The organism is Eubacteriaceae bacterium Marseille-Q4139 (assembly GCA_018223415.1).
GTDB lineage: Bacteria > Bacillota > Clostridia > Lachnospirales > Lachnospiraceae > CABSIM01.
Map to the genome: position 1 here is coordinate 3,707,618 of JAGTTQ010000001.1, position 21,051 is coordinate 3,728,668.

Sequence of the window (21,051 nt, forward strand, 5' to 3'; positions counted from 1 at the left end):
GAAGTAATATATTGTAAGATTATCGTAATTTTTTCCAGCTTTTGGAAGGGGTATCCCCCACTTTGCCCTCGTTTTTGCCTGTTTACAGGCCTTCGTCCTCCAAAAGGCCTGTCCCGTCGGCGGCCGAAGTGGCAAGGCGGTCGCACCGCTCGTTCTCCGGATGGCCGTTGTGCCCCCTGACCCAGAAAAAGCTCACCTGGTGGCCTTCCATAGCCGATAAAAGCCGCTTCCAGAGGTCAATGTTCTTCACCGGCCCGGTTTTCGGGCGGCTCCAGTTGTTTTTCTGCCAGCTTTCGATCCAGTGCTGGTTAAAGGCGTCCACCAGGTACCTGGAGTCGGAATAGAGATCCACCTGGCACGGTTTTGTGAGCGCCTCCAGGCCGGCAATGGCGGCCATTAACTCCATCCGGTTGTTGGTGGTGCGCTTGTAGCCTGCCGAAAGCTCTTTTTCATGCAGGACGCCTTTCGTGTCGACATACTGGAGCACGGCCCCGTAGCCTCCGGGGCCGTCCGGGTTCCCCCGGGCAGCCCCATCCGTATATAATGTCACTTTCATCCAAAAAAATCCTCTCAAATGTCCCATTTATCGCAGAGCGCGTTGATCTCTGCCGTAAATTTCTTGATGTCCTTGTTGGCGCATTCCCTGTTCTTGTGGATGACGCCGATGAGCCGCTCGCCGGCCGCGAGAAGAAGCTCAAAGATGCCGCGGTTCCTCTTCTGCTGTTCGGTCTCTTTCTTGATCGGGATTCCGACGGTCTCCTTCACCCATGCGCCGGCAGCCAGGTCGTAAACCGAGCCGGAAAACGGCGCTGCGGTGTTAAGTCCGTACTCGTCCCTTAAAGCGGCTGCAAAGCTGTCGCAGACGGCATCGTCGCCGTGGACAAGGAAGACCTGTTCCGGCTTTTTCTTATAGGCATTCACCCATTCGATTAAACCGTTTTTATCGGCATGGCCGGAGATGCCGTCCAGCCGCTCGATATGCGCCTCCACGTCGATGGTCTCGCCGAAAAGCTTCACCACCTGGGCACCGTCAATGAGGCTCCGTCCCAAGGTGCCGATGGCCTGGTAGCCGGCAAACAGGATTGTACACTCCGGCCGCCAGAGGTTGTGCTTCAAGTGGTGGCGGATCCGTCCGGCGTCGCACATGCCGGCGGCGGAAATGATGACCTTCGGCGTCATGTCGAAGTTGATGGCCTTGGACTCTTCGCTGGTGATGGAAAGCTTAAGCCCCGGGAAGGCAATGGGGTTGATGCCGCGCATCACAAGCTCCATGGCCTCGTCGTCGAAGCACTCGCTGATGTTCTCATTGAACACATGGGTGGCCTCCACGGCCAGGGGGCTGTCCACATAGACCTCAAAGCCGTCGTGGCCCGAGATCATGTGTTCTTCCTTGATTTTCCGCATGAAATACAGGATTTCCTGGGTTCTGCCGACGGCAAACGCCGGGATCACCAGGTTTCCGCCGCGATCCAAAGTCTTCTGGAGAATATCGGCCAGCTCCTCGATGTGCTCATGGGTTCTTTCATGGTACCGGTCGCCGTAGGTGCACTCCATCACCACGTAATCGGCTTCGTCAATATAAGACGGATTCTTGATGAGCGGCTTGTTCTTGTTTCCGATATCACCGGAAAAAACGATCTTTTTCTCCGTCCCGTCCTCCGAAAGCCAAACTTCGATGGAGGCAGAGCCAAGAAGATGGCCGGCGTCGGTAAACCGCAGGCGGATGCCGTCGGAAAGCTCAATTTCCTCGCCGTAGCGGCAGGGGACAAAGTGGGTCAGCACGCCTTCCGCGTCAGCCACGGTATAAAGCGGCTCCACCTCCGGCTTGCCGGCCCGCCTTGCCTTCCGGTTCTTCCATTCTGCCTCCATCTCCTGAATGTGGGCGCTGTCCTTCAACATGATATTGCAGAGGTCGCAGGTGGCCTCCGTGGCAAAAACCACGCCTTTAAAGCCCTTCGCATAGATCAGGGGGAGAAGGCCGGCGTGGTCGATGTGGGCATGGGTTAAGAGAACATAGTCCACATCGGAAAATGCAATCGGAAGCTCGACATTCTCAAATTTGTTGCTGCCCTGTTCCATGCCGTAGTCCACCAGAATATGTTTTCCGCAGGCTTCCAGATAGTGACAGCTCCCGGTTACTTCATGATCTGCTCCAATAAATGTCAGTCTCAAACGTACCCCTCCTCGCATTATACTGACTTTAGTATAACGCGTTTCAGATAATTATGCAAATCATTCCGCCGTTGCTGTCGTTGATGATTTTCTGGAGGGTGTCCTGGAGCTTTGTCTGGCAGTCCTCAGTCATCTGGGAAATCTTCGCCTGCATGCCGTCCTCGACGATCTGTTCCACGGATTTCCCGAAAATATTCGTCTCCCAGACGCCGTCGGCCGTCTCGGAGTTTTCTTTTATGTAGGCAATCAGGTCTTTAGCCTGCTGCTCATTCCCGACGATGGGCGCGATTTCCGTCTCAATATGTGCCTTGATGAGGTTGATGGACGGCGCCTGGGCATGGATTTTCACGCCGTACTTGTTGCCGTGTCGGATGAGCTGCGGCTCGTCAAGCTCAATCTCCGACTTATCCGGCATCACGATGCCGTAGCCCTTTAACCGCACCTGGCTTAAGGCGTTTTTCACCTTTTCGTATTCCTTCTGCATGCCGGAGAGGTTTGAAAGGGTGTGGATCAACGTATAGTCGTCGGCCACGGGCATGCCGGCAAATTCGCTGATGACCTGATAGTAACAGCCGTCGTCCATGGCAATCTCAGCGGCCACGCTCCCGTCGGCCATCTCCATTTTCGTGATGCGGACATCGTCAATGTTCCCGCTCTCCGGTGTCTTTACGGCTTCGTTCACATCCTTCATCTGGCTGACGTTCGATAAAATATCCTTGGCGGTGCGGATGGCCTCGGCCTTAAAGGGATGACTCTCCGGCAGAATCTCCATCCAGCGGGGAATGGAAAAGTCGATTTCCGTCACCGGGAACTCTTTTAAGATCTGGGCCAGGATCACCTCGATGTCCTCTTTTTTTAACTGCTCGCAGTTGACCGGAAGCACCGACGCGCCGTAGGCCTTTTCCATCTTTGCGGCCAGTTCCTTTGTCTCCTCGGAAAGAGGTCTCTGGGAGTTTAAAAGGACGAGAAACGGTTTCCCGATTTCCTTTAATTCGTTTACGGTTCGCTGTTCCGATTCGAGGTAGTCGTTTCTTAAAAGCTCCCCGAAGCTCCCGTCCGTCGTCACGGCGAGGCCGATGGTGGAGTGATCGCGGATGACCTTCCTGGTGCCCACTTCCGCCGCCTCCGTAAAGGGGATTTCCTCCTCATACCACGGGGTTTTCACGAGCCGCTCCGCCCCGTTCTCCTCATGGCCGGCCGCTCCGTTCACCATGAAGCCGACGCAGTCGATTAAGCGCACCCTGGCCTCGATGCCGTCCTCTAAGGAAATTTTTGCCGCCTCCTTCGGGATGAACTTCGGCTCCGTCGTCATGATGGTCTTCCCGGCCGCGCTCTGGGGCAGTTCGTCTCTCGTCTGGGCCTTCTGGTGTTCGTCGGTGATCTGCGGCATGACGAGAAGCTCCATGAACCGCTTGATGAACGTGGATTTTCCCGTCCGTACCGGGCCCACCACGCCGATGTAGATTTCACCGCCGGTTCTGGCCTCGATATCTCTGTATATGTCCATAAAAATACCCCCTTGATATACTGCTAAAGTATATGCAGGGGGCATGAAATTATGACGTATGGGACTTACTCCTCCCAGGGAAGGTCGCTGTTTTCAATCCGCTTGTCACGAAGCATCAGCTCGCTCACCGCCTCGCTTGCCGGCATCCCCTCAAAGAGAACCCGGTTCACCTGCTCAACAATGGGCATCGGCACCTCATATTTCTTCGCAAGGGCCATAGCCGCCTTTGCCGAGTAGACGCCTTCCACCACCATCTGAACTTCCTTCATGGCCTCTTCCATGGAATATCCCTTTCCAATTAAAATTCCGGCCCGGCGGTTTCTGCTGTGCATGCTGGCGCAGGTGACAATCAGATCCCCGATGCCGGAAAGACCGGCAAAGGTCTGATATTTGCCGCCCATGGCCATGCCGAGACGGGCAATCTCCGCCATGCCGCGGGTGATTAAGGCCGCCTTCGTGTTGTCTCCGTAGCCGAGTCCGTCGGCGATGCCGGCCGCCAGTGCCACCACATTTTTCAATGCGGCGCCGATCTCGATGCCAAGCATGTCAGGGCTCGTGTAGACGCGGAAAACGGGGCTCATGAAGACCGACTGGATGTACTCTGCCACTGCTTTTTTATGGGCGCCCGCCACGCAGGTCGTCGGAAGGCCGCGGCTCACCTCTTCGGCGTGGCTCGGGCCGGAAAGGGCCGCCACCTGAGCGGTCGGAAGCTCCTCTTCAATAATCTGAGACATGGTAAAAAGCGTGGACTCCTCGATGCCCTTTGCCACGTCCACGATAATCTGGCCGTCATGAAGGTACGGCTTCATGCGCTTTGCGGTACTCCGCACAAAAACCGACGGCACGGCCATGACAAGGAGGTCTTTTCCTTCCATGGCTTCCTTTAAATCCTTTGTGAGCCGGAGCGATTCCGGAAGCGTCACCTCCGGCAGATTTTTATGTTTTCGGGTCGCCGCCATCTCGTCAATTTCCTCCGGGATGGCCGACCAGATTGTCACCTCATGGCCGTTATTATGAAGTAAAATGGAGATTGCCGTTCCCCAGGTTCCGGAGCCGATGATTCCGATTTTTTCCATCTGCCGATAACCCCTTTCCAGTTGTTATTTTTTATTCCCCCACAGCTTGTTTTCCGTCCCGGAAAGAAGCCGCTTGATATTTGCCCGGTGGCGCCAGATGGCCATCAGGGTCACAAAGGCCGCCACGCAGAAAAACTCCGTCATGTTCTCCGGGGCTACCTGATAGCTGCCGCCAAGGCCGTAGAAAATAATCTGAGCCAGGAAGGCAACCACCACCAGGATGGAACCCAGGGAGACGTACCGCGTCAGGATGACTGACGCCAGGAAAATCACGGCGCAGACGAGCGTAATCCGCCAGTCCATAGCGACCAGGATCCCGGCCGTGGAGGCGATTCCCTTGCCGCCCTTAAAATGCAGGTAGCATGGGAAATTGTGGCCTAAAATCACGCCGACGCCGGCATAGAGCACATACATGTCGAGGCTTGGATTTCCCTTAAATAAAATCCGCACCAAAAGGCAGGCGAACACGGTCTTAAAAAAATCACCGAGGAATACGATCAGGCCGGCCTTTTTCCCCAGCACGCGCAGGGCATTTGTGGTACCGGCGTTGCCGCTCCCGTAGTTTCGTATGTCAATTTTATGAAGCTTTCCGTAAAGATACCCGGTCTGGAACAGGCCGAATACATAGCCGATGGCAAGGCACAGGATTCGTAACATGGCTTATTCTTTCTCCTTCCGCTCGCGGATGATGAATTTTAACGGCGTCCCGCGGAAACCGAAGGCCTCGCGGATCTTGTTCTCCAGGTACCGGACGTAGGAGAAATGCATCAGCTCCTTGTCGTTTACGAACACGACAAAGGTCGGCGGCTTCACGGCCACCTGGGTCGCATAGTAGATTTTCAGGCGTTTTCCCTTGTCTGACGGCGGCTGCTGGAGCGCCACGGCCTCGGAGACAATCTCGTTTAAGACGCCGGTGGCGATCCGCTGGTTCTGGTTTTCCCGGATCACGTCGATCAGGTCGAAAAGCTTCACAAGGCGCTGTCCCGTCAGGGCCGAGATGAAAATGTACTCGGCATACGGCATGAAGGACAGCACTTCCTTTAATTTTCTCGTGTACTCGTAGATCGTCTTGTCGTTCTTTTCGATGGCGTCCCACTTGTTGACGACGACGATGATGCCTTTCCCGCGCTCATGGGCGATGCCGGCGATCTTGGCGTCCTGTTCGGTGACGCCTTCTTTCGCGTCAATGACGATTAAGACAATGTCGGCCCGCTCCACGGCCGTCACGGTGCGGATAATGCTGTACCGCTCGATGTCTTCTTTGATTTTATTTTTCCGGCGGAGTCCGGCCGTGTCGATGAACACGTATTCCGTGCCGTTGTGGGTGATTTCCGTGTCCACGGCGTCGCGAGTCGTACCGGCCACGTCGGAGACGATGACGCGGTTTTCGCCGAGAAGCCTGTTGACAATCGACGATTTCCCCACATTGGGCTTTCCGACGATGGCCACCCGCGGTCTTTCATCTTCCTCGTCGCCGTACTGATCCTGGTTAAAGTGCTTTGTCACCTCGTCGAGAAGGTCGCCGAGACCGAGTCTCGAGGCAGACGAAATCGGCATCGGGTCTCCGATGCCCAGGTTATAGAATTCATAGACGTCGTTTCCGAATTTCGCAAAGCTGTCCACCTTGTTGACAGCTAAGATCACAGGCTTTTTCGACTTTCTTAACATCTCCGCCACCTTGGAATCGGCGTCCACAAGGCCCTGGCGCACGTCCACCAGGAAAATAATCACGTCGGCCGTTTCGATGGCGATCTGGGCCTGCTCCCGCATCTGGGATAAAATCACGTCCCTGGAATCCGGCTCGATTCCGCCGGTGTCGATGAGCGTGAAGGAATAATCTAACCACGTACAGTCGGCATAGATCCGGTCACGCGTGACGCCGGGCGTATCTTTTACAATGGAAATCGCACTGCCGGCCAGGACGTTGAAAAGCGTGGATTTTCCCACGTTGGGCCTGCCGACGATGGCAACTACCGGTTTACTCATATTGATCTCCTCACTTTATCTAAACTTCGGCTTCCCCGTCGTAAACCTCGGAGAAATCCTTCATGGAAAGCTCGTAAGCGCCGTGCTCTGCCGTCTGCTCTGCGGCCGCGTCACGGCTCAAAACTGCCTCCAGCAAATCGTATCCGCTTGATTTTACTATATTTATGGGAATCTGTAAAGCGGCTTCTGCCTCTTCCTTCGTCACGTCGTCGAGAAAAATTTCCTCGCCGTTTTTAAACATGCAGGCGGGAAGGAGAAGGCGTGAACCAAGGTTTTTCCCTTTTAGCTGTGCAATCAGGTCCTGGCCTGTAATAAGCCCGGCCACTGTGATTTTCTCCCCGAAAAAGTCATTTCGGATCGGGTAAACATGGACATTCCGGCCGTGATAGACGGTTTTCATATCTTCCATCAGCCGGCAGAGATACGGGTACGGAAGATATCCCGTGGCGATGGAAAGCTCCTCTTCTTTTCCGTCGTCCTCCTTCCCGTCCAGGGCGTCTTTAAATTCCTCATAAAGGAGCCGCAGCATGCCGACGCCGTTTTCTAACTGGATATAGCCGTCGTAGCGGCTCTCCTCCGGCATCTCCCGCTCCGCTAAAATGTACCACTCGTCACTGGCATGGATGAAATGGATGCCGTATTCCGCATACATCTTTTTCTGCCAGCCCTCGATTAAGTCGATAACCTGGCAGGCGTCCTCCTTCGTAAACGGCTCCAGGGGATACAGTCCGTCCCGGAATTTGGAAAGGCCGACCGGCACCACGGAGACACTCTGCATATAAGGCGCATAGTGGGAAAGCCGTTCGATGGAGTATTCCAGCTCCTTTCCGTCGTTGACGCCCTTACAGAGAACGATCTGCCCGTTCATCTCGGTTCCGGCCTCGTAAAGCCTGTCCATCTTTTTTAAAGCTTCGCCGGCAAACCGGTTCGTCAGCATCTTGCAGCGAAGCTCCGGGTTCATGGTCTGGACAGAAATGTTGATGGGCGATAAGTGGAAACGGATGATCCGGTCGATGTCCTTGTCGCTCATATTCGTCAGCGTGATGTAATTTCCCTGAAGGAAGGACAGGCGGGAATCGTCGTCCTTAAAGTACAGGGTATCCCGCATGCCAGACGGCATCTGGTCGATGAAGCAGAAGATACATTTGTTCCGGCAGGAGCGGTACTCGCTCATGAGGCCGTTTTCAAAGGTGAGCCCCAGATCCTCTCCGCCGCTGTCAATTTCAAGCTCCCACTCTTCCCCATCCTGCTTTCTCACGAGAAGCGTGAATTCCTCGCTCTGGGTCATGTATTCATAGTCAAAAATGTCTTCGATTTCGTTCCCGTCTATGGTAAGAAGAAGATCGCCGGGCTCCAGCTCCAGCTCTTCCCCGATGGAGCCTGGCGCCACGGCCGTGATCTTATGGCCGGTATATTTCAATGGTTTTTTCCCTCTCTTTTCGTTGTCTTTCTGTACATACTATACCAATCCGGCCCGGTTTTGTAAAGAATCCATGGCCTTTTTCCGAAAAAGCCCGGCGGCTATTGACGAAAAGAAGCGAAAAATGGTATAAAAGAATAGAAAATAAAACAGCCAGAAGAGCGGAGGAATCTTTTTCATGTCAAATCAGTATGTGTTCAATGACCGTCTCCCCATTGCACCGTTGAAAATCGCAGCCCTGGAAAGCTGCCGTGACCTGGCAGAAAAGGTAAACGGGCATATTGTGAATTTCCGAAGAAATGATACGGAGGAGCTCAAAAGAAGGCAGCAGAATCTTCAGTACCGCGGCTATGACGTGGATTCATATCTTTTAAACTGCGAGTGCCCGAGATTCGGAAGCGGCGAAGCCAAGGGTGTCATTAAGGAATCGGTCCGCGGCGCAGACGTGTTCGTGATGGTGGATGTGACAAACTACTCCCTGACCTATAAGATGGCAGGCTATGTAAACCACATGTCCCCGGATGACCATTACCAGGATCTTAAGAGAATCATCGGCGCCTGCGCTTCCACCGCGCACAGGATCAATGTCATCATGCCGTTCCTCTACGAGAGCCGCCAGCATAAGCGCACCCACAGAGAGTCCTTGGACTGTGCCATGGCGCTTGAGGAGCTGGTACATATGGGCGTCTCCAACATCACCACTTTCGATGCCCATGACCCGCGGGTACAGAATTCAATCCCGCTTTCCGGCCTCGACAACTTCATGCCCACCTACCAGTTTGTAAAAGCACTGTTCAACCATGATCACAGCTTAAAGATTGATAAGGATCACCTGATGGTCATCAGCCCCGACGAGGGTGCCATGAACCGCGCCGTCTACCTGGCAAACAACCTGGGCGTCGACATGGGTATGTTCTATAAGAGAAGGGACTATTCCAGAGTCATTAACGGAAGGAACCCCATCGTGGCCCATGAGTTTTTGGGAAGCTCCGTAGAAGGAAAGACCGTTATCATCGTCGACGACATGATTTCCTCCGGCGAAAGCATGCTGGATACGGCCAGGGCCTTAAAGGAGCGGAAGGCAGCAAAGGTTGTCGTCTGCTGTACCTTCGGCCTGTTCACCAGCGGCTTTGATAAGTTTGACGAGTTCTACGAAAAGGGCTATATCGACAGCGTCGTCACCACCAACTTAAACTACCGGGCGCCGGAGCTGTTTACGAAGGAATGGTACGTGGAGGCCGATGTGAGCAAGTACATTGCGGCGATCATCAACTCCTTAAACCATGACGCCTCCATCAGCAATACCCTGTCGCCGACGGAGAAGATTCAGAAGCTGATTCAGAAATATAATAATGGCGGGTATGATTATTATCAGAAGTTGGGGTAAGGAAGCAATGTAAGCCATACCATAAAGAGGGACGCACCTGCGAAAGGTTTCCGCGGGCGTGCCCCTCTTTTTCGTCTTTAAATTTTCAGGCAGGCAGCCAGATGGCCGCCGCCGATATCCTTTAATTTCGGCTCTTCATGGGCACATTCTTCCGTAGCCCATGGGCATCTGGTTCGGAACCGGCAGCCGGAAGGAATATGGGCTGCGCCGGGAACATCGCCCTGAAGGACAATGCGCTCTCTCTTCTTTCTTCCCGACAGAATCGGGATGGCAGAAAGAAGCGCCTGCGTATATGGATGGGCCGGATGAGAAAACAGCTCTTCGTTGTCTGCAAACTCCATGATGCGTCCAAGGTACATGACGGCCACACGGTCAGAAATGTGCTCCACCACATTGAGGGCATGGGAAATAAACAGATACGTCATGTCCCCATACTCCTCCTTTAAGTCCATGAGCAGGTTGATAATCTGGGACTGGATGGATACGTCCAGGGCCGAAACGGCTTCGTCACAGACCAGGAATTTCGGCTTCAGTGCCAGCGCCTTTGCGATAGCCACCCTCTGCCTCTGTCCGCCGGAAAACTCATGGGGATACCGAAGCCCGTAAGCTGCGTTGAGCCCCACCTGGTGCAGGAGCTCTTCTGCCCTGCCTGCCGCATCCGTCTTCGACATGCCCATCTGGACCGTCAGAAGCTCTGTCAGGGCGTTTAGAACCGTATGCCGCGGGTTTAAGGACGAATAGGGATCCTGGAATATAATCTGCAAGCTCTTTCTGAGCTGTCTTAATTCTTCTCCCTGGGCAGCCAGGACATCCTGTCCCTGGTAGTAAATATGGCCCTCGCTCGGATGGTTCAGCCGCACGATGGCGCGCCCGATGGTGGTTTTTCCGCAGCCGGACTCCCCCACAAGGCCAAGGGTCTCCCCCTTTTTCACGGAAAGGCTGACTCCGTCTACCGCCTTCACGTGGCCGACGGTTCTCTGGAGAATTCCCGTTTTGATGGGGAAATAGACCTTCAGATTTTCAATGCTTAAGATAGTATTTTCATCTTTCATTTTGATTCCCCCTCAAAAAACAGCGCACTTTCCGCCTTCCTTCTGCATACTCCGGCGGTTCCTCCCTGCTGCACCGCTCGGTAGCGTAAGGGCAGCGAGGCGCAAAACGGCAGCCGGACGGGAAACGCAGCGGATTCGGGACGGTGCCTTTTATGGATTCCAGACGGTTTCCGCGCGTTACCTTGATTCCCGGAATGGAAAGGATCAAAAGTTTCGTATAAGGATGCCATGGATCGGCAAAAACTTCTTCCATGCCGCCCTCTTCCACAATTTTTCCTGCATACATGACGGCGACACGGCTGGCAATCTGGGAAACCACGCCAAAATCATGGGTAATCAGGAGGATTGACATGTTCATATCCTTTTGGAGCTGTTTTAACAGATCCAAAATCTGAGCCTGGATTGTCACGTCAAGCGCCGTCGTCGGCTCATCGGCAATCACCATTTTCGGATTGGACGCCAGGGAAATGGCAATCATGACCCTCTGGCGCAGGCCGCCGGAAAGCTGGTGCGGGTACACCTTAAGACGCTCCTCCGGATTGGGAACGCCGGTCTTTTTTAAGATATCAATGGAACGCTTCTTCACCTCTTCTTTTGAAATCCCCGGATTGTGAAGGCGGAACACCTCTCCAAGCTGTTTGTCAATCCGGTACACAGGATTTAATGAGGTCATCGGTTCCTGAAAAATCATGGAAATCTCTGAGCCGCGAAGCTTGCGGGCCTGGTTTTTGTCAATATTCGTCACGTCGCGGCCATTTAAGATAATGGAATCCGCCTGAAGCTCAGCCGTTTCCGGAAGGAGCCGGATCAGAGAAAGGGAGGTGATGGTTTTTCCACAGCCGGACTCTCCCACTAACGCCAGGGTTTCTCCCTGTCCCACGGAAAAGGAAATTCCATCGACAGCCTTGACGACTCCCTCCGGCGTATGAAACCAGGTACGGAGATTTTTTACTTCCAGACAATTTTTATTTTCCATATGTCCACCTACTTTCTCATCTTGGGATCAAACGCGTCCCTGAGCCCGTCGCCAATCCAGTTCATTGAAAGAACCGTGATGGAGATCGCAAGCCCTGGGATTGTCGTCAGATAAGGAGCAAGCTGCAAATAATTCTTTCCCTGGCTTAACATCATGCCCCAGTCGGGAGCCGCCGCATCGGCGCCGAGCCCCAGATAGTTAAGGCTCGCCGCGGAAAGAATGGCGCTGCCCACGGCCAGTGTCCCCTGGATAATTAAGGGGCCGATGCAGTTGGGAAGGACATGACGGAAAATAACCCTGGCATTTTTAAAGCCGGCCGCCTTGGCAGACTCCACATATTCCATGTTCTTTACCGAAAGAACCTGGCCGCGGGTCAGTCTGGCAAACCTCGGCCAGCTTGTGACTGCCAGCGTAATGATAATATTTCTCTGGCTGGAACCGAGAACAGACATAATGGCAATGGCTACAATCAGGAACGGGAACGACAGCATGATATCCGTAAAACGCATCAGGATGCTTTCGATCACGCCTCCGAAATATCCGCTGTACAGACCGATGACGACGCCGATTACGGCTGCGGCCGCTGCGACGGAAAGGCCTGTTAAAAGGGAGCTGCGGCCGCCGTAAAGGAGACGGCACCAGATGTCGCGGCCAAGGTCGTCGGTGCCTAACGGGTGCTCTGCGTCGCCCGGTTCCACAAGCATATTCATCAGATCCATATCAATGACCGGATCATAATCCGTAAAAAGCGGCGCTCCAACGCAGAGAATGATGATGACGGAAAGGAGAACGAGGCCAAGGACAGCAATTTTATTTTTGCAGAACCTTCTGACAACGTCCTTCCAATAACTGGTTACAGGAAGGGAAATTTCATCTTCAAATTCAAAATCTTTTTTCTTTTCTTCTGCCATTTTCCTTCCTCCCTCCTATGATTTCTTGTCAAGGCGGATCCGCGGGTCTACCCATGCGTAGACAATATCCACCAGAAGATTGATAACCAGATAGCTGGTACAGAGAAGCAGCGTAATTCCCTGAATCATCGGATAATCTCTTTTGGAAATGGAATTAACCGCCAGACGTCCGACACCAGGCCAGGAAAAAATGGATTCCGTAACAACGGCACCGCCCAAAAGGCTTCCGATTTCCGAACCAACCACGGTAATCACCGGAATCATTGCATTTTTAAAGGCATGGCCCCAGATGACAATCTTCTCTCTTAAGCCTTTGCTTCTGGCGTAGCGGACATAATCCTGGCCCAGCACGTCTAACATGCTGGAGCGGATCATTCTCGTCTGGGTGGCCGCCATTCCAAGAGCCAGAGCAGAACCAGGCATGATAATATGCTTTAAAAATTCCCCAAGGCCGTCTGTCATGAGATCTGCCGATCCTGTGCTGGGAAGCCAGCCCAGTTTCAGTGAAAAATAGATCATTAAAACAAGGCCAAACCAGAATTTGGGGAGGGAAACTCCAATAGTAGCAAGAGCCGTAGCCAGAGAATCCCATATGCTGTTATGTTTTAAGGCCGCCAGCATTCCAAGCGGCACAGAAATGATTAACGACAGAATCATGGCGAAAGCCGCCAGGGTAAAAGTGGCCGGCATCCGCTCCATAACGCTTTCAAATACAGGCTGGTTCGTAGCGTAGGAAACGCCAAGATCTCCTCCCAGGGCATCCACGACAAAATCCTTATACCGGATTAAAAATGGTTTGTCGAGCCCCCACTCTTCCATAATAATCTGTCTCTGTTCTTCGGAAAGGCTCTGATCTTCTGTTCCGAAAATCAGTTCCACCGGGTCGCCCGGCGTAACGTAAAGCAGGGAAAAGATCAGAAAAGAAATAACCAACAGCGTTGGAATCGCCTGCAAAAGTCTTCTAACAATGTAAGTCCACATATCAACGCTCCTTTATGTAAATGCGGGCGCCTGCTGTTTTGGGCGCCCGCTGACCGCGTCTGCTGCTTCTCTTAATTTTGCCAGCTGCTTATTCTACCGTTACATTTCTTTCCGTGCTGCAGAGCGCCTGATATACAGTTGCATAATCAAAATCTTTGACGCGCGTGTTGTATCCTGTCTGGGCATATTCGTACCAGCAGGCCAGGTGGGGCGCATCTGCCGCAAACATGGCACTGGCCTCTGCAATCAGCGCGCACCTTGCGTCGTAATCCACGGTTTTCCATGCCTCATCAAGGATAGCATCCAGCTCGTCGTTTGCATAACCGCAGTTCGGTGAGAAATTGGCATCATCACTGTGCATCAGTCTCAATGGGCCGTCCAGGTTGCTGTATCCGCCAAGAACGTACATCTGCACATTGCCGTTCTTAATATCGGTCGTATGGGTTCCCCACTCAACGGTCTGTGCCGTACAGTCTACACCGATGGCCTTTAACTGGGAAGAAACGATAACTGCCATTTTCTCTCGGTTTGCATCATTGTTTCCTACCTGAATGGTAAACTGAAGCTTCTGTCCGTCTTTTGCATAAATGCCGTCAGAGCCCTTCGACCATCCAAGCTCCTCCAGTTTTGCCTGGGCTGCTGCCGGATCGTAAACGGGTGCTACTGCCTGGCAGGCATCGTTGTCATATCCGGGACGTTCCGGGGTTACGCAGGAGTAGCCGCGAATGGCAAGCTTTACGCCCGAGTCATTTCCGTAAACGGCCTGAACAGCTCCGTCCACATCAACAGCCATGGACAGTGCCTTCCTGATTTCCGGATCCTGGAAAAGTTCGTCGCGGCAGTTAAAGCCAACCCATCTTAAGGAGCCGCCGGTATCATCCATGACAAGATAATCCTTTTCCTTAACCGATGCAATTTCTGTCGGAAGGATTGCCAGTGAAATATCAATCTCTTTATTCTGAAGGGCGATGGCCGAAACCGACTTGTCTGTAATAATCCGGTACTCGATTTTATCCAGTCCGGGTTCCTGCCAGAAGTCTTCATTCTTTTCCAGAACAACTCTCGTATCTACCACATGTTCTACAAATTTGTAGGCACCGGAACCAACCGGATGTGCCTCGAAATCCCATCCCTCATCAATCGCCTTCTTCGGGATAATATAGTTCTGGTACATCTTATACTCGAAAAGGACGTCGATATCCTTCAGGAAGAATTTGATGGTGAAGTCATCCACCACCTCGATTTTGTCAATGGTATCTACCAGGTTCGTATAGCGGACGGAGCCATTATCCGGGTCAAGGTAATACTCATAAGAAAATTTGACATCGTCTGCCGTTACCTGGACTTTTTCATCACCGAACAGATCATTTCCTGTCTGCCAGTAAATATCGTCTCTCAAATGAATCGTCCATTCCTTGCCGTCCTCACTGCACTCCCAGCTTTCTGCAAGGCTCGGTGTAAATTCCGACTCTTTATTCATTTCCACCAGAGTGTGGTAGATCTGACGGATAATATAGCCATCACCGTCTGATGTTGTTCTCCATGGCACCAGCGTTGTGACAGGCATGTAAGTACCAATCGTTAAAATCTTCTCTCCGCTTGATGTCTCCGAGACAGCGGCGGCTGTCGTCTCAGCAGAGCTGCCCGCACTGGCTGTCGTTTCCGGCGCTGCCGTAGTTGCGGAAGTCTGTGAGCCTGTGCCGGAACATGCGGAAAGTCCCACTGCCGCTGCCAGGATTAAAGCTGACCACCTGATTTTCTTCTTCATAAACATCTCCTCCTTTTATATATCTTGTTTTCGGGTTTCCTGTATTTTCTGAAATTAGGTCATTTACTCTTTGGAAATTCTATTCATGCACTGCTCGGTACATGCCGGAATATGCCTAAAAAGTATTCGGTAAATTGTTTTTTAGAACCATATTATTGTGTTAAATTTTGACAAGTTTTTCTTTTGACTGATATTATAGCAAACGATTCCATGTAAATCCATTAAATTCTCGTCCATTCACTTTCTCCTATGTCGGTTTTTCTTGTTTTTTAATCTTTAGGTTGATTTTAACCAAAATATATTGTATTATCTCCATAATAATCGCCTAATTCATTCAAGGAGGACTGTTATGAAGCCAAAAATCCTGCTTATATATATTGATAAAAATGCAAAACTTGGTATTTATCCTTACTTATCTTCCTTTTTTCATTCTTATATCGACATTGACTGTCAATTATTCGATCAGATTGATCTGCAAAAGCTGCCGGAGTATCAGATGCTGCTTTTTTCGTCGGCCCTCTGCCGCAATCTGGTGTCCGAACAGGTCAGCCACCTTCCGATCCCCATGCATCAATGCAGCCGCGAATTAAATTATACATATCTGCACAAAATTCTGGAGATTCCGCCTGGGTCTGACGTCTGCATCATCAATGACGGCCAGAAAAACTGCGAGGCAATAAAAAGCAGCCTGATATCTCTTGGATTTTCCCAGTACCAATACTGCATTTATTTCCCAGGCGGGCCAGCCATCAGCCCGGAGGTTCAGTATGCGATTACCCCAGGGGAGGCCAGGCTTGCCCCTTCTACCATCAAATATATCATTGATATCGGAAACCGGAACGTAGACATCGCTACCCTCTGCCACATCATAACCACCTTTGGACTTCCAGAGACCATCCTAAACCAGGTGACGGCCAGCTTTGCAGGCTATGTTGGAAATTTCATGCGATATATGCGGACGGAGATTGGGAAGCTTACGGCACATTCCTATGACAACAGCAAATTACTGGATTATCTTGACTCCGGTATTTGTATCTCTGAGCCAGACGGCACGATTCTCCATGTAAATCCGGCTTTCTGCCGTCTCCTTTGTCTTGAGAAAACGGCACTAGTCGGCCGGCGCCTTCCGGAATTGTTTAAAGACTGGCACTATCTTCTGAGAATGGATCAGATTACAGACGGGATTCCGCTTTTAATTCAGAACGCAAACGATGAATGGGTAGATTTTTATTTTTCAAGAAGTTATACAGATTCCGCCAAAAAGACCCGTTACCTGTTTTTTGCTTCCATAAGAAAGGCAGCCCCAAGCGGGATGCCTGCTCTGGTTCAAAAAAGTCCTCCCACAAAAATGTCGGATCATGACGCAGCAATTCTGCGGATGTTTAAGAAAAGTCCCTGTTTTTCCGGCGTTGTCGATCAGTTGATCCTATTGGCTGAGGCAGAGGTTCCGCTTCTTCTCCTTGGGGAAGCCGGGCTGCTCCAGCTCCCTCTTGCCCGCTTCGTCTACGCGGCCTCCCGGCATTCCGGCGAGACCTTTACCTATATCAATGCTGCGGAAGAAGGCGAATCTCTGGACTCCTGTTTTGCAGGTACAGGAGGGGTAATTTTTATCGACCACCTGGAAGCGGCGCCGATGCAGTTCCAGCACCGTCTCTGTTCACTTTTAAAGCTTCAAACCGGAGAAAACCGGAACTTGCCCCATATCATCTGCTCCGGCTCAGAAAATCTGGACAGCCACGCGGCATCCGGGCAGTTCCTGCCAGAGCTTTTCTACCATTTCAGTGCTTTTGCGCTGAAGCTTCCAAAGCTGCGTGACATGAAAAATGAGATCCCTGATTTTTTCCGTTTCTATTTTGGATGTATGTTTCCGGGGACGGTATGCCATCCGGAGGATCTCTTCTCCGCAGAGCTGCTGCGGTTCCTGTATTCTTACAATTATCCGGGGAATTTTCAGGAGATGGAAAATCTGATTCGATATTTTTCCTGTATTTACAAAGGGAAAAAACTGTCTCTGGACAGCCTGCCTCCGTATGTACGCTATGTTTCCGACGAGAATGCCGCGGCTCTTTCGGAGTCGGAGCAGGAAATTCTTTTCCTGATTAAAGCATACCCTCACTGCGGCTGCAACCGGATCTCCGTCCTGCTCTCCGAGTCCGGCCACGCCCTCACCGCCCACCAGATCCGCTCCATCCTGACAAAGCTCTCCGACGACGGATACATCGAAATCCTGAAGACAAAACAGGGCTGCCGGATCACAGAGCTTGGGGAGTATATTCTTTCTAAGGCGGTGTTTGCATAAATTCTTATTTGACAGGTGTCCAAAGCGGCTGTATATTTCATTGACAAAGCCAAGAGATAACGCTATCATAATATAAAGATACGATAAAATTTTAACCAGATTTCCGAAAGGCACGAAAGAAAAAATTTTATCAACCGGAGCAGAAAGCCTGAATTGTTTTATCATTTAAACAATCAGGGAAAAATAGAAAGAGAGGGTGTGAAAAATGAGCAATAGAGAATACGCACATCAGTTATTGGATAGAGTGCCGGAAAGTAAAATATATTACATTATGGGAATTTTGGAAGGTGCGGCAATTCCGGAGGAAGAGCCAAACGCTGAGACTTTGGAAGCATTTGCAGAAATTGATGAAATGAAGCGGACAGGTGCAGGCCAGCATTTCAGCGGGTCGACAGAAGATCTTTTTAAGATGATCCTGGAGGATTGATGATGCTGAAAGTAAATGTTTCCGGAAAGTTCAAGAAAGACTTAAAGGTTTGTTCCAAGCGCGGCTATAACTTAAAACTGCTGGAAGACGTTGTTACGATACTCCGCATTCCGGAAAAACTGCCTCAAAAAAACCAGGATCACTACTTATCAGGAAATTACAAAGGGCGAAGAGAATGCCATATCCTGCCGGATTGGCTGTTGATTTATGAAATTTATGAAGATGAATTGTATCTTGACCGAACCGGCACACATTCCGATTTATTTAAATAATTAGAGTTTTTCTTGATTCACTTTAACACGGCCTGCCGGCATCCGCCGGCAGGCCGTATCTCATTACAGCGTATTATGTACCACATTCCCGTCGATCATCGTCATCCGGCAGAGCGTCATATTGCTTAACGGATTCCCGTCAAAAACAGCAATATCGGCATCTTTCCCGACTTCTAAGGAACCAATCCGATGGTCAAGGTTTAAGACCTCAGCCGGGTAAATCGTAAGGCCCTTTATGATGTTCTCCTCGCTCATGCCGCGTCTTGCAAGAAGGCCGGCCTGGTAGGGGAGCCACTGGGTCTCGCTGCCCGTATCGGCCGTCAGGCAGACCTTGACGCCTGCGTCCGTAAGGATTCCGGCATTCTCCAGGATCAGGTCCCAGACCTCCTGCTTCACCGGCGCCAGAAGAAGCGGCCCGACAACACAGGTGATGTGGTTCTCGGCGATCACGTCTTTGATCTTATACCCTTCCGTGGCGTGCTCCAGCGTGAAGTCCAGCCCGAATTCCTTAGCGATGCGGATGGCCGTCATGATGTCGTCCTGACGGTGGCAGTGGATCCTCACGCGCTGTTCGCCGCGCACCACACGCACAAGGGCGTCCATGACAAAATCCGGCTCCGGCGCTTTCGACGGATCCGTCTCGGCAGCCTTTAATTTGTCGGAATAGTTCTTCGCCTTAAAGAGCGTCTCACGAAGCAGAGCCGCCGTCCCCATTCTCGTCCACGGCATCCGGCTCTGCTCCAGTCCATGAAACCGCTTCGGGTTCTCGCCGAGGGCAAACTTCATGGCCTCCGTTCCCGGGATCATCATCTCCTCGGCCGTATGTCCGGCCAGCTTGATGGCAATACCCTGGCCGCCGATGATGTTGCCGGAGCCCGGCTGCGTGTAAACTGTGGTAAAACCGGCGTTTCTCACCGGCTCAATGGCCCAGTCCTCGGGATTGACGGCGTCTAACGCGCGAAGCTGCGGCGTGATGGGGCTGGAGCCCTCGTTGCCGTCCATCCTGGTGCCGGGCATGGTTCTCGGCTCACAGAAATTGCAGATATGGGTGTGGCAGTCGATGAGGCCCGGCATGATGACGCCGCCTTTGGCATCGATGACCTCGGCTCCCTCCGGGATTTCAAGCCCGGCGCCGACTGCCTTGATTTTTCCGTCCTCTACCAGAACCGTTCCGTTTTCAATGGTACCGCTCGTGACGGTGACGACTGTTCCGTTTGTTACTGCAAGCATTTGCAACTCCTCCTTCATTATAGAATTTTTTCTATATCGTAGAATTTTTTCTATGCCTTCTTATGCCCCGGAAGTCCTCTTAAAAATTCCGAAAGCCCGTCGGGAAACCGGCTCTTTTCCAGGGCACAGCCCTGGTTCCTTCCGATCATCAGATAGAAATCCTCTTTCGTCTCCAGAACCAGATAAAGCTGGCCGTAAGAGATTTCTGACGTCCCGAGGCTGCTTTTGGCCTCGAAATGATCGTCATAAAACAGATACTCGGATTTCATGCCCTGCATGGCCTTGTTGGAGGCATAAGCCTTCTTCGTCTTGTATTCGATGACAAGCCAGAAAATTGCCGGCACAAGAACCGCCAGGATCAGATAGAACGCATCCCAGGTCAGGTAAGACAGAACCGCCAGGACTGCCATCATGAAAAGGGCCACAAGGGCGATATGGTTGACACGAAGCATGACTGTCCTGGAGAACCGCCTGTATTCCCCATACCCCATTTCTGTCTCAAGCCGAAACTTTGGTTCCATGCCGGCACTCTCCTTTCTTTTTAGCCCAGGTATGCCTGGATTAAGCGCAGGGTGTTCTCCACGCCGTCTTTGTGGCTTCTCTCATAGCCGTGGGACGCATAGACACCGGGGCCGATGAGCGCATGGCGGATGTCATAGCCGGCCTTTAAGGTGGCTTCCACGTCGGAGCCGTAGAACGGATAGATGTCCACGGCATAGCCGATTCCGTTGGCTTCTGCCAGTTCCACCAGCTTTTTCACGATGTCATAGTTGTATGGGCCGCCTCTGTCCTTGGCACAGATGGATACCTCATGCTCCGTACACTGAAGGCCCTTTCCGACGCAGCCCATGTCCACGGACCATGCCTCGGTGACGCCTTCCGGAACGGATGCAGAACCGCCATGGCCCACCTCCTCAAAGATCGTGAAGTGGAGATAAATCCGGCGCTTCGGCGTCACGCCCTCGTCTTTTAAGTATTTTGCATAACCGAGAAGAATGGCGGAAGACAGCTTGTCATCCAGGAAGCGGCTCTTGATGTAGCCGGATTCCGTCACCCGCGTCCGCGGCTCGAAGCAGACATAGTCGCCCGGCATGATGCCCAGGGCCTTTACGTCTTCTTTGGAGCTTACCTTCTCGTCGATGACGACCTCCACCGAATCCCATGTCCTCTGGGTGGAGCCGTACTCCCCGTTCACATGGACGGAGGCGTTTGCAAGCTGGCAGGTGCCCTCGTAGACGCCGTTAAATTTCGTGATGATGCGGACATTTTCCGCCTCGGCGTTGTTGGCCTGCATGCCGCCGATGTTTGTGAGCTTTAAGCGGCCGTCTGCCTTGATTTCATGCACCATGGCGCCCAGGGTGTCGCAGTGGGCCTCCAAAAGCACCGCATCGTCTGCGTCCTCTCCGCCCAGGTCGGCGATGATGCCGCCCTTTCTCGTGCGGTAAGCCGAAAAGCCCAGCGCTTCAAACTCCTTTAACAGGTGCTCGCCGACTGCGCCGCCGTAGCCCGACGGGCTGTCGATGGCGATCAGTGCTTTTGCCTGTTCGACGATATAGTCGACATAATTTTTTGCATTGTTCATGCCTG

Annotated in this window: 19 protein-coding genes; 4 read left to right on the plus strand and 15 right to left on the minus strand. The window is 52.1% G+C overall.

The genetic code is table 11. From position 1 onward, the window contains the following. Positions 1 to 82: 82 nt before the first annotated feature. The 7 genes from rnhA to KE531_17740 form a co-directional block, all read right to left on the minus strand. Positions 83 to 556, minus strand: coding sequence for a ribonuclease HI (rnhA, locus tag KE531_17710; protein ID MBR9955429.1), 474 nt, complete (start codon positions 554 to 556; stop codon positions 83 to 85). Between the two features lie 14 nt (positions 557 to 570). After that, positions 571 to 2,190, minus strand: coding sequence for an MBL fold metallo-hydrolase (locus KE531_17715; protein MBR9955430.1), 1,620 nt, complete (start codon positions 2,188 to 2,190; stop codon positions 571 to 573). Positions 2,191 to 2,215: 25 nt separating this feature from the next. Next, complete coding sequence (spoIVA, locus tag KE531_17720) at positions 2,216 to 3,679, minus strand: stage IV sporulation protein A (protein MBR9955431.1); 1,464 nt, start codon at positions 3,677 to 3,679, stop codon at positions 2,216 to 2,218. Positions 3,680 to 3,744: 65 nt separating this feature from the next. Further along, positions 3,745 to 4,755 carry an NAD(P)H-dependent glycerol-3-phosphate dehydrogenase gene (locus tag KE531_17725; protein ID MBR9955432.1) on the minus strand — a complete coding sequence of 337 codons (1,011 nt, stop codon included), beginning with the start codon at positions 4,753 to 4,755 and terminating at the stop codon, positions 3,745 to 3,747. A gap of 24 nt (positions 4,756 to 4,779) precedes the next feature. Beyond that, complete coding sequence (gene plsY / locus KE531_17730) at positions 4,780 to 5,412, minus strand: glycerol-3-phosphate 1-O-acyltransferase PlsY (protein MBR9955433.1); 633 nt, start codon at positions 5,410 to 5,412, stop codon at positions 4,780 to 4,782. 3 nt (positions 5,413 to 5,415) lie between these two features. Further along, positions 5,416 to 6,741 (minus strand): ribosome biogenesis GTPase Der, encoded by a 1,326-nt coding sequence (gene der, locus KE531_17735; GenBank protein MBR9955434.1) that lies wholly within the window; start codon positions 6,739 to 6,741, stop codon positions 5,416 to 5,418. Between the two features lie 19 nt (positions 6,742 to 6,760). After that, on the minus strand, positions 6,761 to 8,161 hold the full coding sequence (locus KE531_17740; GenBank protein MBR9955435.1) for a DUF512 domain-containing protein: 1,401 nt from the start codon (positions 8,159 to 8,161) through the stop codon (positions 6,761 to 6,763). 178 nt (positions 8,162 to 8,339) lie between these two features. Between KE531_17740 and KE531_17745 the strand changes: the two genes are divergently transcribed. Continuing rightward, positions 8,340 to 9,548: a ribose-phosphate pyrophosphokinase gene (locus KE531_17745; protein ID MBR9955436.1), complete on the plus strand. Its 1,209-nt coding sequence runs from the start codon at positions 8,340 to 8,342 to the stop codon at positions 9,546 to 9,548. 77 nt (positions 9,549 to 9,625) lie between these two features. Here KE531_17745 and KE531_17750 read toward each other — a convergent pair whose 3' ends face one another. From KE531_17750 to KE531_17770, 5 genes are all read right to left on the minus strand, one after another. Then, positions 9,626 to 10,600 (minus strand): ATP-binding cassette domain-containing protein, encoded by a 975-nt coding sequence (locus tag KE531_17750; protein ID MBR9955437.1) that lies wholly within the window; start codon positions 10,598 to 10,600, stop codon positions 9,626 to 9,628. After that, the gene (locus tag KE531_17755; protein ID MBR9955438.1) at positions 10,590 to 11,576 is read right to left on the minus strand and encodes an ABC transporter ATP-binding protein; all 987 of its coding nucleotides are present in this window, start codon (positions 11,574 to 11,576) and stop codon (positions 10,590 to 10,592) included. Before KE531_17755 ends, KE531_17750 begins: the two co-directional genes overlap by 11 nt. 8 nt (positions 11,577 to 11,584) lie before the next feature. Then, on the minus strand, positions 11,585 to 12,487 hold the full coding sequence (locus KE531_17760) for an ABC transporter permease (GenBank protein ID MBR9955439.1): 903 nt from the start codon (positions 12,485 to 12,487) through the stop codon (positions 11,585 to 11,587). Positions 12,488 to 12,502: 15 nt separating this feature from the next. Further along, entirely contained in the window at positions 12,503 to 13,468 is a 966-nt protein-coding gene (locus KE531_17765; protein ID MBR9955440.1) for an ABC transporter permease, read from the minus strand. An 88-nt stretch (positions 13,469 to 13,556) separates the two neighbouring features. Continuing rightward, entirely contained in the window at positions 13,557 to 15,236 is a 1,680-nt protein-coding gene (locus KE531_17770; GenBank protein MBR9955441.1) for an ABC transporter substrate-binding protein, read from the minus strand. A 349-nt stretch (positions 15,237 to 15,585) separates the two neighbouring features. On the opposite strand from KE531_17770, the gene KE531_17775 reads away from it, so the two are divergent. From KE531_17775 to KE531_17785, 3 genes are all read left to right on the plus strand, one after another. Further along, positions 15,586 to 17,535: a PAS domain-containing protein gene (locus tag KE531_17775; GenBank protein MBR9955442.1), complete on the plus strand. Its 1,950-nt coding sequence runs from the start codon at positions 15,586 to 15,588 to the stop codon at positions 17,533 to 17,535. Between the two features lie 205 nt (positions 17,536 to 17,740). Then, a complete protein-coding gene (locus tag KE531_17780) occupies positions 17,741 to 17,962 on the plus strand; it encodes a hypothetical protein (GenBank protein ID MBR9955443.1) in 222 nt (73 codons plus the stop codon). 2 nt (positions 17,963 to 17,964) lie between these two features. Beyond that, entirely contained in the window at positions 17,965 to 18,234 is a 270-nt protein-coding gene (locus tag KE531_17785; GenBank protein ID MBR9955444.1) for a type II toxin-antitoxin system YafQ family toxin, read from the plus strand. Positions 18,235 to 18,297: 63 nt separating this feature from the next. Here KE531_17785 and KE531_17790 read toward each other — a convergent pair whose 3' ends face one another. Genes KE531_17790 through KE531_17800 form a run of 3 tightly spaced genes read right to left on the minus strand, consistent with a single transcriptional unit; the run spans position 18,298 to position 21,046 of the window. Continuing rightward, positions 18,298 to 19,464 (minus strand): amidohydrolase, encoded by a 1,167-nt coding sequence (locus tag KE531_17790; protein ID MBR9955445.1) that lies wholly within the window; start codon positions 19,462 to 19,464, stop codon positions 18,298 to 18,300. Positions 19,465 to 19,514: 50 nt separating this feature from the next. After that, on the minus strand, positions 19,515 to 19,985 hold the full coding sequence (locus KE531_17795; protein ID MBR9955446.1) for a YcxB family protein: 471 nt from the start codon (positions 19,983 to 19,985) through the stop codon (positions 19,515 to 19,517). A 20-nt stretch (positions 19,986 to 20,005) separates the two neighbouring features. Then, complete coding sequence (locus tag KE531_17800) at positions 20,006 to 21,046, minus strand: M42 family metallopeptidase (GenBank protein MBR9955447.1); 1,041 nt, start codon at positions 21,044 to 21,046, stop codon at positions 20,006 to 20,008. Positions 21,047 to 21,051: the final 5 nt, after the last annotated feature.